This is a genomic window from Gemmatimonadaceae bacterium (genome assembly GCA_019637355.1).
In the GTDB taxonomy this organism is placed as follows: Bacteria; Gemmatimonadota; Gemmatimonadetes; order Gemmatimonadales; family Gemmatimonadaceae; genus Pseudogemmatithrix.
In genome coordinates this window covers 1758020-1770540 of the sequence record JAHBVT010000001.1, presented here as the reverse complement: position 1 = coordinate 1770540, position 12521 = coordinate 1758020, and the positions used below count along the sequence as shown (strand labels likewise).

Genomic DNA, 12521 nt, shown 5'->3' with positions numbered 1-12521 from the left:
ACCGCTAGATGGGACTCGGACGTTCGCTGCTCCTCGCCGCCGCCAAGAGCGACACGCTCAACCGCATCGCGACGCGCAGCCGCATAGTGCGCCGCGCCACGCGCGCCTTTATGCCGGGCGAGACGATGGCCGATGGTCTCGACGCCGGGGTCGGCATCGCGCAATCGGGGCGCAGCATCCTCTACACGCGGCTGGGCGAGGCGCTGACGGACATCCGCGAAGCGGATGCCGTGCGTGACCACTACCTCGGACTCTTCGATGCCATTCGCGCGCGCGGCTTGCCGGCGCAGGTGAGCGTCAAGCCGACGCAGCTGGGCTTCGACCAATCAATGGAGCGCTGCGCCGAGCACTGCGCAGCGCTGGCGGACAAGGCCGAGGCCACTGGCTCGGCGCTGTGGCTGGATATGGAAGACTCCAGCACCGTGGACCGGACGCTGGAGCTCTACCGCGTGATTCGCGCGCGACACGCCCGGGCCGGCATCGCCCTGCAGGCGTATCTGTACCGGACGCCGAAGGACGTCGAGGCGCTGCTGCCGCTCTCGCCGAGCATTCGTCTCGTCAAAGGCGCGTATGCCGAACCGGCTGCCGTGGCATTCCCCAAGAAGGCCGACACCGACCGCGCCTATGAGGAGATCGCCGGGCAGATGCTCGACGGTGCCAAGCGCGGGAGCTGCATCCCGATTCTCGGTACGCACGACGTCCCCTTGCTGCGGCGCATCATCGCGCGCGCGCGGGCGATTGGCGTTGCCGCGGGCGCGTACGAGATCCATATGCTGTACGGCATCCGTGAGCGCGAGCAGTTGATGCTGCGCGCTGAGGGCGAGACCGTCGCGACCTTGATCAGCTACGGCGAGGCCTGGTACCGCTGGTATATGCGCCGACTCGCCGAGCGTCCCGCGAACGTCGGGTTCGTCGTGCGTTCGATGTTTGGGTGAACTGCGAGACGACGGACGGGAGGTGGCCACGGTAGGCCACCTCCCGTCGTCGTACGGCGGCGTTTCGCTCAGGGAAACACGAAGGTGCGGTAGCTGAGCTTCCGATCCGCGACCGCCTTCACGAGGTCGGTGGTCGAGATGATGCCGACCAGCTTGTCGCCCTCGACCACGGGCAGGCGGTGGATGTGCTCCGCCTTCATCACCTCGGCCGCGCGGCTGGCCGGCGTCTCCGGCGAGACCGTCGTGAGCGGGCCGGGCGTCATTGCCTCGTCGACGGTGTGGTCGTCGAGGATGCCGTGATCCATTCCACCTGAGACGGCCTCGGGGTCGGCGGGCAACGCGGCGATGAAGTCGAGGAGGTCCCGCGCGCTGACCATCCCGATGATCTTGCCGAGTCGCACGACGGGTGCACCGCTGACGTGCTCGGTGGCGAGCTGCTCCGCCGCTTCGCGGATCGACGTGTTCGGCGCGAGGGTGAGTACGTCGCGCGTCATCAGGTCCTTGACCTTGAGCATACGGCCTCCTGCGTGAGGGAATCGTCTGGGGGTACGTTCGCCGTCGGGCGCGTCGCGGAGTATCGGGGAGCCTTCCCGCTCGATGTAGGGGAATACCCCTCACGGTGCTTGCGGAGTCACTGGTGCGAATATTACTGTATCGGAGTACGCTCAATCAGAACGCCCTCCGCCCCCCTTCGTTCGAGGAGTTCAGGATGCCGCGGTCCCTCCCCGCCGTCCATCTGGCCGCCGTTGCCGCGATGGTCGCGCTCGCCGCCTGCGCCGAGTCCCCTGCGCCCGCCGATGCCAGCGCGGCGGTGCAGTTCGCCGAGGCCAGTTGGCAACCGAAGCGCGAGGCCGACATCCCGAACGATTCGATGGGCGCTTCGATCCGCCGCGGACTCTATCTGATGCGCTTCACGCCGGAGTCGCTGCCGCAGTACGCGACCTCCGGCCTGCGCTGCACGTCCTGCCACCAGGACGACGGCATCAAGCTCAGCGCCGGTTCGCTGACTGGCGTGCACGCGCGCTTCCCGCAGTATATGACGCGCACCGGCGCGGTGATCGACCTCGCGGACCGCATCAACTACTGCTTCACGCGCTCGCTGGCCGGCAACGCGCTGCCCAAGGAGAGCCGCGAGATGGAAGACCTGCTCGCCTATATGGCGTACATCTCCGAGGGCGTGCCGACAGGCTACCATATGTCGACCGCGGCGATGCCGAAGATGCCGCAGGAACTCGAAGGGGATTCCGTGCGCGGCAAGCAGCTCTACGTGGAGAAGACCTGCAGCACCTGCCACGGCGCGAATGGCGAGGGGATGGGCCCACTGCCGCCGCTCTGGGGTCCCAAGTCGTACTCGATCGGCGCGTCGATGGCGCGCATCGAGCGAGTGGCGGCCTTCATCTATCGCAATATGCCGCAGATCAATCCGGGTTCGCTCACCGAGCAGGAAGCCTGGGACCTCGCCGCCTACATCAACGGCCAGCCGCGTCCGGACTCGCCGGCCAAAGAAGAAGACTGGCCGGTGGGCGGCAACCCGAAGGACGTGCCCTACGACCTGCGCAGCGGCCACCGCGCGTACAAGCCGCCGCCGTTGCTGCCGCGCGCGACGCCCTCGCGCGCCGTCGTTCCGGTGCCGCCGCGCGCGGCCAGCATCCGCGGCAGCCGCTGATCGCGATGCACTCCACCCCCACCGAGTGCCGCGATGCCGCGTAAGCTGACGCGCCGAGAGATGATTGCTGGCACGGCGACGGCATTGGGCGCGGCCGCCGTCGGGACGGCCGGCGCGTCCACGCCGCCGCAGGCCGCGACTCCCGCCGACGTGCAGGTGCCAGCCGATCCGACCAAGCTGCAAGGCCTGCCCACCAGTCCGCTCGGGGCACGCTCGCCGTTCGTGAAGCCGGTGCGCGGACCACATACCGGGATGACGGTCGGCTCCTCGATGACGCCGCTTCAGGACCTCAGCGGTCCGCTCACACCGGCGGACCTGCACTTCGAGCGACACCACGCGGGAATCCCGGTCATCGACCCCGCCAAGCACCGGCTGATGATCCACGGCCTCGTCGAGCGGGAGGTGGTCTTCACGCTCGAGGACCTGCAGCGATTCCCGCAGGTGACGCGCACATACTTCATTGAATGTTCGGGGAACGGCCGGCACGCGTTCCGCGATCCGCAGCCCGATATGACGGCGCAGCGCGTGGCCGGGATGCTCTCGACCTCCGAGTGGACCGGCGTGCCGTTGGCGACGCTGCTGCGCGAAGTCGGGGCGAAGCCGGAGGCGACGTGGTTCCTCGCCGAAGGCGGCGACGCGTGCTTGATGACGCGCTCCGTGCCGATGGCCAAGGCCTGGGACGATGCGCTCATCGCGTGGGGCCAGAACGGCGAGCCGCTGCGGCCGGCGCAGGGCTTCCCGCTGCGCCTCGTGCTGCCGGGCTGGGAGGGCAACATCAACGTGAAGTGGCTGCGCCGGCTCGAACTCGGTACGCGCCCGTGGCGCACGCGCTGGGAGACCGCCAAGTACACCGACCCCGTACCAGGCGCGAAGGCCCGCGAGTTCACCTTCGAGAACGACGTGAAGTCCGTGATCACCGCGCCGTCGCATCCGGCGCGCTTGACCTCGCGCGGCTGGTACCCGATCCTAGGCTTGGCCTGGAGCGGCCGCGGCCGCGTGACGCGAGTCGAGATTAGCGTCGACAACGGGCGCAGCTGGCAGGACGCGGAGTTCACGGGACTCTCGCTGCCCAAGGCGGCGCTGCGGTTCCAGCGAATGTTCGAGTGGAAGGGCGGGGAGCACATCATCCTCAGCCGAGCCACCGACGAGGCTGGCTTCGTGCAACCGACGCGCCGCGCGCTCGTCGAGGCGCGTGGGCTGGGCACGGATTACCACTTCAACCAGATCGTGGGGTGGAAGGTCGCGCGCGATGGTGCGGTGACCTTTCACGGAGACACCTGATGCGGCCCGTGATGCAAAAGCCGCCTCGCGCCGCGGTGCTCGTTGCGCTGCTCGTCGCGGCAATCGCCTGTGTGGATGCGGCGCCGGAGCACCGCGTCGCTGATTCCAGCGTGGCCGCCGCCGCGTACCCGCCGGTCGCGGAGTACCGCCGGGGGCACTTCGCGCTCGGTGCATCGGCGACGCGGGCGCAGATCGCGGCCTGGGACACCGACATTGGCCCCGAGGGTCGCGAGTTGCCGGCCGGTCGCGGCAGCGTGCGCGACGGCGCTGCCATCTATCGTGCGCAGTGCGCCGCCTGCCACGGCGTCGAGGGGCAGGGGCTCGAGCCGCTGTATCCGGCGCTCGTCGGGCGCGACCCGCGCGGCGAGGGCTTCGACTTCGCCAGCGATCCGAGCATCCCGCGCACGATCGGCAACTACTGGTCGCACGCGACCACGCTCTATGACTACATCCGTCGCGCGATGCCCCTGTACACCCCGGGCTCGCTCAGCGCCGACGAGACCTATGCCGTCACGGCGTACCTGCTGGCCGCCAACCACGTGATTCCCGACAGCGCCGTCCTCGACGCGGCTGCCCTGCGCGCCGTCGTGATGCCGGCGCGTGATCGCTTCGTTCCAGACGACCGTTCTCCCACGAGGCCCTGATATGCACAGCGCGCATCCTCCCACCCGCAGCGGCTTGCCGAATTGGGCGTCGCTCGGGATCATCTTCGGCCTCGTCGGCGCCGCGAGCATTCTCTTGTTCGGTCCGATTGGCGTGTCCGGCACCTACCCGCGGCTCATCGGCGAAGTCGCGCGTGTGGTGGACCCGGCATACGCGGCATCCAATCCGTACCTCGTCCGGATGGGTTCGTTGCTGCGCCCGGAGACCTTCCTCGTCATCGGCCTGCTCATCGGCGGCTTCCTCGGAGCCCGCAAGGATGCCGTGAAGGCGCCCAAGGTGGAGTTGCCGCACGTCGGGAACGCCAGCAACGGACGACGCTACACCGAGGCCTTCTTCGCCGGCTTCCTCATCTTGTTCGGGGCACGGTTGGCTGGAGGCTGCACCAGCGGCCTCATCATCTCCGGGATGATGCAGCTGAGCATCGCGGGATTCGTGTTCGCCGCCGGCGTCTTCGCGACCGGCATCGGGACCGCCAAGTTCTACCAGGCGCTGCGCGCCGGGGGGCAGTGATGCTGCAGAACCTCTTCGGCCTCCTCGTGGGCATCGCGATGGGCGTGCTCATCCAGCGCGTGCGTGCCTCAAGCCCGGCGGTGATCCTCCAGAACCTCCGGCTCGAGAATATCGGCGTCATCAAGTTTATGGCGACGACCATCGCCGTCGGGATGATCGTGGTCTACACGCTGAACCTGTTCATTCCCAACCTCCTGCACTTCGAGATCCGGCCGACGTACCTGGTCGGCGTGTTCCTCGGCGGGTTGATCTTCGGCGTCGGCTTCGGCCTTGGCGGGTATTGCCCCGGCACCTGCGTTGTGGGCATCGGCGAGGGGCGGCGTGACGCGTGGTTCGCGCTACTCGGTGGCATCGTTGGCGCGCTCGTGTTCACGCTGGTGTACACGGTGGCCATCGCGCCGGTGATTGCGGTGCTGGACTTCGGCCGCATCACCGTCCAGGACGTCCTGCACCTGCCGGCAATCGTGGCGGCGCTGGGCGTGGGCGCGCTCTTCCTGATCGTGGTGAAGCTCTTGCCGACGCAGGTGAAGCGCGCGTGAGCCCTCGGCGCGCGGCTCCGGCCCGGACCGCCACCCCCGAGCTCCTCGAGCTGGTGGCGGCGCGGTTCCGTGCGCTGGCGGAGCCGGCGCGGCTCGCCGTGCTCCACGCGCTCGAGGACGGGGAGCGCTCGGTGACCGAGCTGGTGGAGCTGACGGGGCTGGCGCAGGGCAACTTGAGCAAGCATCTGCAGCAGCTGCACGCGGGCGGCTTCGTCACGCGGCGGCGCGACGGGCTCTTCGTGCTCTACGCACTCGCCGATGACGGCGTGCTGCAGCTGTGCAGCCTGATGTGCGATCGGTTGGACGACGATGTCGCGGTGGAGCGGTCCATCCTCGAGGGCGCGCGCCGGCGCTGATCAGCGCGGGGGAATCTGCCCCTGGATGCTGCCGAGCGGTACGGGTTCGAGGATGCCGCGCTCGCAGCGGAAGGTCAGTTCGCGTGCCAGCGCGTAGAGCTGCGGTCCGTCGAGCGTGTCGAGCGGGCTGGAGAGCGGGGTCGCCGGCCCGGGATCGCGGCGCGGCGGCGTCACCGCGCGATGCCCGCCTTGCACCGACCCGTCGGTGCCAAAGCGCACCCGCACGTTCTCCTGCACCCCGCCGTCCCCGCGCGGCCGCTCGTTGAGGATCACGACCTCGCGCGGGCGGTAGCCCGATTCCGTCAAGATCGTGAGCGAGCGCCCCGAGTTCACCAGTGTGACCGCCCAGGTCACGGGCGCCGTCTCGCCGGTGCGCGGGGCAAAGCGGCCCATCGGCTGGTTCTGCACGCGAAACTGGTCCGTCGCGCCGCGGCGCGCGCAGGCGATGAGCTCGCCTTCCGCGGGCACGAGCAATTCCGGCGAGATCGACACGAGCACGCGGGCGCCGCTCTGGGCCGACAGCGCGGCGGGCAGGGCGGCGAGGCAGAGCAGGGTGAGGACGAGACGGCGCATCGGAGGCTCGGCGGGTGTGCCTCAGCATACCCCGCCGCCGCGGCGATTGCCACGCCGTGCGCGCGCGGCGAGCTTCCAGCGCTATGGATCCGATTACGCACACGATGACCGGCGCGGTGCTGGCGCGCGCCGGTGGCGATCGCCTGACGCCCCTGGCGCCGGCGACGCTGATGCTCGCAGCCAACGCGCCGGATATCGACATCTACACCGTGTGGACGGAGACCAGCTTCGGTAGCATCGCGTTCCGCCGCGGCTGGACCCACGGCCCGGTGTTCCTGACACTGCTGCCGATCGTCGTGACGCTACTCGTGTGGCTGTGGGACGTGGCCGTCCGACGCCGGCGAAACCCGTCCAAGCCGCCGGTGCGCCTCGGCTGGACCTTCGCGCTCGCGCTCGTGGGGACGCTCAGCCACCCGCTGCTCGATTGGCTCAACACCTACGGGGTGCGGGTACTGATGCCGTTCAGCAAGACCTGGTTCGCCGGCGACTCGGTGTTCATCATCGACCCCTATTGGTGGGCCCTGCTGGGACTGACACTGCTCCTGGCGCGGGCGCGCCGCTCGATCGCGACCGTGCGCTTCGCCGCCGCGGTCGCGTTCCTGTATCCCGCGGTACTGGTGGCCGTCAGTGCCGCTGGCGACCGCCTCGCCTTGGTCGAGGCCGAGCGAGTCGCACTCGGCAATGTGCGTGAGATCCTGTATCAACCCCGTCCGGGCAACCCGCTGGCGGCGCAGCTGATTGCGGTGACGTCCGACGCGTACCACATCGGCGCGCTGTCGTGGGTGGGGGAACCGCGGGTGCGCTTCGGCGACACGACCATCGCGCGGGGGCCGTGGAATGACCCGCTGGTGCGGCGCGCGGCCGAGGACCGGGACGTGCGGGACTACCTCGTGTGGGCGCGCTACGCCTGGGTACGGCTGGACTCCGCGAACGGGGCGCCGGTGTCGGTCACCTTCGGCGATGCCCGGTTTCCAGAGCGCGGCTTCGCCGGTGGGCTGAGTGGGTTGCGGGTTCCTCTGGTGGCGCCTCCTGTGGCGCCCTAAGCTTCAGGCGCGTGACCAGTCCCCGTCCCGGCATCCCCGCGGCTCTTTCCGAGCGCTACCAGCTGCGCCGAGAGATCGGCGTAGGGGGGATGGCCGTCGTCCTCGAGGCCTGGGACACGCGCCAAGAGCGCGAAGTGGCGGTGAAGGTGATGCGCCCCGAGTTGATCAGCGCCTCGCTCGCCGACCGATTCCAGCGCGAGATCGCGGTGGCCGCCAAGCTGGTGCATCCGCACATCGTGCCCATCTACGATGCCGGCGTGGAAGGCCATACGCTGTACTTCGTGATGCCCTTGCTGCAGGGCGGGACGTTGCGCGAGCGCTTGGTGCGTGATGGCGCGTTGCCGTTTGCGGCGGTGCGGCGCCTGGCCGACGAAATCGGTTCGGCCCTGCACTTTGCGCACGAGCAGGGGTTGGTGCATCGCGACGTGAAGCCGGAGAACCTGATGCTGACCCCCGGTGGAGCGATGCTCGGGGACTTCGGCATCGCGCGCAGTGGCGCGCTGCCGCCGCCGGGAATGGAGACCACGGGCGGCTTCATCGGCACGCCGACGTACGCGAGTCCGGAGCAGTTGGCCGCGACGGCGCCAGCCGGACCGGCCAGTGACCAGTACTCGCTGGCCTGCGTGCTCTTCGAGGCGCTGACGGGTCGTGCGCCGTTCGTCGCCGATAACGCCGCGGACCTCGTCGTGGCGCACTGTACGGCACCGGTGCCGTCTGCGGCGGCGCTGTTGCCGGAGATTCCCGCCGTGATGGACGCGGCGCTCCAGCGCGCGATGGCAAAGGCGCCTGGCGAGCGTTTCGAGAGCTGCGCGGCATTCGTGGACGCCTTCACCGATGTGGACACCGCGGCCACCCTGCCGAGGTCTTCCGCTCCCTCCCCGGTTCGGCGCGCGGCGATCGGTGTCGGCGCGCTCGCGGTCGTCGCGGCCGCTGTCTATGCCGGGGGCGGTTTCGACAGCCTGCTGAGGAACGATCGCCCGCTGAGCATCGCCGTCCTCCCCTGCGCCAACTACAGCGGCGATCCGATGCAGGAGTACTTCAGCGACGGCGTCACGGAGCAGGTCATCGCGCAGCTCTCCACGTTGCCCAACCTGCACGTGATCAATATGCTGTCGGTGCTGCGATACAAAGGCAGCACCAAGGCGGCCCGCGACATCGGGCGCGACCTCGACGCCGACCTGCTGGTGCAATGCAGCGCCAACCGCCAGGCGGAGGGCGTGCGCATCTCGGCGCAGCTGGTCGATGCGCGGACGCAGACCGTGCTCCTGACGCGCAACTACACGGCGGACGGCCAAGAGGTCCTGCAACCGCAGCTCGACGCCGCGCTCGACATCGCGGAGGCGATGAGCATCACCCTGAGCGCGCGGGGACGCCGGCGGCTCGGGGCAGTCGGGACGCAGAGCGACTCAGCCTGGCACCTCTATATGCGCGGGCGTCACGCCTGGAATGACGGCACGCTCAGTGGCTTGCAGCGCTCGCTCGTCCTGCTGGGGCAGGCCACGGCGGAGGACAGCAGCTTCGCGCTCGCGTGGGCAGGGATCGCGGATGCCCAGCTCTCCCTCGTCGGACGCTGGATGGTGCGTGGCGCCCCTCGGTACGAGGCGGCGCGATACGCCATCGACCTCGCGCTGGCGGCACGACCGGATCTCGGGGAGGCGCTCGCGGCGCGAGGCCGATGGCAGCATCGCGCCAACTGGAACTTTGCCCGCGCGCGCGACGACCTGCGCGCGGCGCGACGGGCGAGTCCCAGTGCGTGGCAGCCGTGGCTCGACCACGCCAAGCTCGAGTCGGTCCAGGGTCGTCACGACCCGGCGATTCTGCTCGCCCGAACTGCCGTGAGCCTGGATCCGTTGAACGCCATCAACGTGCTCGGGCTCGCGGAGATCCTCTATTTCGCCCGCCGCTATGAGGAGGCCTTGGCGCAGGTCAATCGTGCGATCGAACTCGAGCCGACCTTCGCGTTCAACCATCTCTGGCGGGCGATGATCCTGCTCGGGATGAATCGTCCGCAGGAGGCGGCGGTCTCGGCGCGCGAGTCCGCCCGGCTGGCCCAGCGGCATCCCGGCGTACTCGCCATCCTTGCGCGCGCCGAGGCGGAGTCGGGGCGCCGGGCCTCCGCCCGCGCCATCCTCGCCGAGATGGACAGCGCCCCCGTCGAAGCCTACGTGCCGCCGACGCTGGTGGCCGTCGTGCATATGGGGCTCGGCGAGACCAACGACGCCATCGCGGCGCTCACGCGGGCCGTGGAGGACCGTGACTGGTTCATCACGGAGCTGGCGGTGCATCCCCTGGCCGATCCGGTGCGGAACAACCCCCGCGTGCGCGTGCTGTTGCAGCGGATGGGGCTTGATCGTGTGCCGGCTCCGGTCTCGACCGGCCCGGTCGCCGCGGTCGCCGCGCCGGCCGTGCGGGCGGGACAGGACTGAGCGCGCGACTAGGGGCGCGGCACGCGCCGGTCGAGCAGCAGCACACCGAGGCCCATCGCCGCGACGCACCAGGTGCCGATGCGCAGTAGTCCGCTGACGGCTGCGCTCCACTCGCGCAACTTGAGGGCTGCGGTGACCTCAGCGCAGCGCATCAGCGGCGGGAGCACGGTCTCGATCGCCCTGCTGAGCCCTGCCGGTAGGACACGGACGAACATCGGCGCGAACACGGTGAGGATCACCACGAGAAACGCCAGCGCCTGCGCTTGCTTGGTCCCGGTGGCGCCGAGCAGGAAGAACACGGCGGACGCGAGGAGCAGGACCAACCAGAGCGTCGTCAGGGACCCGACGCTGTCGCCGAAGCTGGCGTCTCCGTAGGCGAGGGCCGCGGCGGCCGACAGCGTGACCCAGACGAGCACGACGGCGCACGCGAAGGCGAGGTTGGCGGCCCAGCGCTCCAACGCCCACTCGCTCGGTCGCTTGCCCTGCAGTGCCAGCCAGTACTCCACGGCGTCGGATTGCGCGGAGAGCTCGAGCACGAGGAAGCTCAGGGCGAAGGTCCCGAAGTACTGCGAGACGCTGACGACGTAGCTGCGGCTCTCCACGGACGACAGCAGCTGGAAGGGGAAGAGGGTCAGGATCGCGACGATCCCGAGGATGGCCAAGCCGCGTGTGCCGGGCTCCGCCCAGCGGATGCGGCGCAGGTGCCAGCGGAGCCGCATCGCGGCGGCTGACGGTGCATCAGCGAGCACGGGAGGTCTCCAGCGCGAGGAAGTGTCGTTCGATGGCGTCGCCGCCGTCCCCAAGGGCGGCGGCATCCAGTTCGGCAGAGACCTTGCCGCCGCTCATCAGCACCACGCGCTGGACGATGCGCTGGAGCTCGTCGAGGTGATGCGATGACACGAGGATGAGCCGACCCGGCCGATGTGACGCGAGGATGCCGCGGCGCAGGGCCGCCAACGCGATCGGGTCGAGTCCGTTGGTCGGTTCGTCGAGCAGCACGAGGTCGGGATCCCCGATCAACGCCGCGAGCAGTTCCACCCGGCGCGACTGGCCCAGCGAGAGCGCATCGAGGCGATACGAGGCGATCTCCGCGAGACCGAGCGAGTCGGCAAGTTCGTGCTCGGGCTCGGTGGCTACGGGCGAGCCCGCGCGCTGGCGCATTCCGGTGAGGAACTCGGCTGCGGTGAGGTAGCTCGGAAAGTACGGTCGCTCGGGGATGCTCCCGATGCCGTGTTGCAAGCGGTACGCCTGCGCGGGGAGCCCTCGCACCAGGAGTTGGCCGCTGCTGTGGCGTTCGAGGCCAGCGATGCAGCGCAGCAAGGTGCTCTTGCCGGCACCGTTCGCGCCGACGAGCCCGACGATGCCGTCGCCGAGGGCCAACGTGACGCCGTCGAGCGCGGGCGCGCGGTCGCGCGCGTACCGGTGCACCAGGTCGCGGCAGGAGAGCAGGGGAGTCATCGGCTCCGGGATGCGAGGCGCTGGCGCTCGACGATGAACGCGTCGTCCCGCTCTCGGACGCGGAACAGGGCGCCGTCGAGCGCGAAGATCCGATGTGGGTCAGGGTCTCGCCACAGGCGAGCCAGGGGCGTGCCGTCCAGGCGGAGCAGCTCGGCGATTGCGGTCTCGTCGTGCGTCCGGATGACGGTCAGCAGCAGGGAATCGCCCACGGCGGTCGCAGCGACGATCGGCGTGAGTGCGGCAGGCAACTCGAGCGCTCGACGTTGCGCCGGCGGCATCTGTCCGAGCAGCGCACGCAACTTCACGCGCGCAGCGGCGGGGATGGCGTAGTGGGGCGGGTCTTCGCGGCGCCCCTCACGCTCCAGTCCGCCACTCGCGGAAAAGAGGCGCAGCCGCCAACTGGCGGCATCCAGCACAAGCAGCCGCCCGTCGTGCAGCGGGGCGGCCACAGGCTGATTGTGCGCCGCGCCCGGCTGGTCGACGCCGTGACCGGCGATGAGCGTATCGTGTGCGGTGCCACGCAACCGCTCGAGGTCCCAGCGGCCGCCTTCCTCCGCCATCACGTAGGTGGGGACGTACGCGACGTCATCGGCCACGACCATTCCGTGCCGCTGGCTGCCGAGGCCGACCGTCGGTTGCATCTCGTGGGCGTCGAGCATCTCGCCGGCCCGCGACCACCTGGTAAGGCGATGACGTGCGCCGTCGAGGACTAGGATGGCGTCGCGGGTGACGCCGATACCCACGGCCCGGGCAAGGAAGCCCGGCGCGCCCGTGACGGCCGTGCCGTAGGTCCCGATGACCTGTCCGGCGACGAGCATCGTCCATTGGTTAGCCTGCAGCACGAGTAGCGTGTCGCCGCGCTCGGCGAGCGCTTGCACGGCACCTCCGCCAATCGCATCGACGGAGAGCGTCGCCACCGGCTCCCACGCGGAGGCGATGGCGGAGTCGTACGGGGCGAGGGTCCCGGTGGCGGGGTCGCCTCGACCCTCGGCTGGGCCGCGCAGGAACTGCGCAGCCCAGCCGAGGGTGAGGACGCCGCCGACGAGTGCGAGGATTCGGCTGGCGCGCACC

At 69.9% G+C, this 12521-nt stretch carries 14 protein-coding genes; 9 read left to right on the top strand and 5 right to left on the bottom strand.

Features of this window, described 5'->3' with window-relative positions; genetic code table 11:
* The first annotated feature begins 8 nt into the window (after nt 1-8).
* Entirely contained in the window at nt 9-935 is a 927-nt protein-coding gene (locus tag KF689_08150; protein ID MBX3133340.1) for a proline dehydrogenase family protein, read from the top strand.
* Nucleotides 936-1003: 68 nt separating this feature from the next.
* Here KF689_08150 and KF689_08145 read toward each other — a convergent pair whose 3' ends face one another.
* On the bottom strand, nt 1004-1450 hold the full coding sequence (locus tag KF689_08145; GenBank protein MBX3133339.1) for a CBS domain-containing protein: 447 nt from the start codon (nt 1448-1450) through the stop codon (nt 1004-1006).
* Nucleotides 1451-1644: 194 nt separating this feature from the next.
* On the opposite strand from KF689_08145, the gene KF689_08140 reads away from it, so the two are divergent.
* From KF689_08140 to KF689_08115, 6 genes are read left to right on the top strand one after another with little or no spacing between them, the layout of a single operon-like run.
* Nucleotides 1645-2601, top strand: coding sequence for a c-type cytochrome (locus tag KF689_08140; GenBank protein ID MBX3133338.1), 957 nt, complete (start codon nt 1645-1647; stop codon nt 2599-2601).
* 33 nt (nt 2602-2634) lie between these two features.
* Nucleotides 2635-3882 (top strand): sulfite dehydrogenase, encoded by a 1248-nt coding sequence (gene soxC / locus KF689_08135; GenBank protein ID MBX3133337.1) that lies wholly within the window; start codon nt 2635-2637, stop codon nt 3880-3882.
* Nucleotides 3883-3893: 11 nt separating this feature from the next.
* The gene (locus tag KF689_08130; protein MBX3133336.1) at nt 3894-4526 is read left to right on the top strand and encodes a cytochrome c; all 633 of its coding nucleotides are present in this window, start codon (nt 3894-3896) and stop codon (nt 4524-4526) included.
* 1 nt (nt 4527) lies between these two features.
* Nucleotides 4528-5055, top strand: coding sequence for a YeeE/YedE family protein (locus KF689_08125; GenBank protein MBX3133335.1), 528 nt, complete (start codon nt 4528-4530; stop codon nt 5053-5055).
* Nucleotides 5055-5594 (top strand): YeeE/YedE family protein, encoded by a 540-nt coding sequence (locus KF689_08120; GenBank protein ID MBX3133334.1) that lies wholly within the window; start codon nt 5055-5057, stop codon nt 5592-5594. The genes KF689_08125 and KF689_08120 overlap by 1 nt, the downstream gene beginning before the upstream one ends.
* Nucleotides 5591-5950: a winged helix-turn-helix transcriptional regulator gene (locus KF689_08115; GenBank protein ID MBX3133333.1), complete on the top strand. Its 360-nt coding sequence runs from the start codon at nt 5591-5593 to the stop codon at nt 5948-5950. Before KF689_08120 ends, KF689_08115 begins: the two co-directional genes overlap by 4 nt.
* Here the strand turns inward: KF689_08115 and KF689_08110 are convergent, their stop codons facing one another.
* On the bottom strand, nt 5951-6523 hold the full coding sequence (locus KF689_08110; GenBank protein MBX3133332.1) for a hypothetical protein: 573 nt from the start codon (nt 6521-6523) through the stop codon (nt 5951-5953). It lies immediately after the preceding gene.
* Nucleotides 6524-6606: 83 nt separating this feature from the next.
* Between KF689_08110 and KF689_08105 the strand changes: the two genes are divergently transcribed.
* Entirely contained in the window at nt 6607-7566 is a 960-nt protein-coding gene (locus tag KF689_08105) for a metal-dependent hydrolase (GenBank protein MBX3133331.1), read from the top strand.
* Nucleotides 7567-7577: 11 nt separating this feature from the next.
* Nucleotides 7578-9992: a protein kinase gene (locus KF689_08100; protein ID MBX3133330.1), complete on the top strand. Its 2415-nt coding sequence runs from the start codon at nt 7578-7580 to the stop codon at nt 9990-9992.
* A gap of 8 nt (nt 9993-10000) precedes the next feature.
* On the opposite strand, the gene KF689_08095 is transcribed toward KF689_08100, so the two are convergent.
* From KF689_08095 to KF689_08085, 3 genes are read right to left on the bottom strand one after another with little or no spacing between them, the layout of a single operon-like run.
* The gene (locus KF689_08095) at nt 10001-10741 is read right to left on the bottom strand and encodes a hypothetical protein (protein MBX3133329.1); all 741 of its coding nucleotides are present in this window, start codon (nt 10739-10741) and stop codon (nt 10001-10003) included.
* Entirely contained in the window at nt 10731-11450 is a 720-nt protein-coding gene (locus KF689_08090; protein ID MBX3133328.1) for an ABC transporter ATP-binding protein, read from the bottom strand. The genes KF689_08095 and KF689_08090 overlap by 11 nt, the downstream gene beginning before the upstream one ends.
* Nucleotides 11447-12520: a hypothetical protein gene (locus KF689_08085; GenBank protein ID MBX3133327.1), complete on the bottom strand. Its 1074-nt coding sequence runs from the start codon at nt 12518-12520 to the stop codon at nt 11447-11449. The genes KF689_08090 and KF689_08085 overlap by 4 nt, the downstream gene beginning before the upstream one ends.
* Nucleotide 12521: the final 1 nt, after the last annotated feature.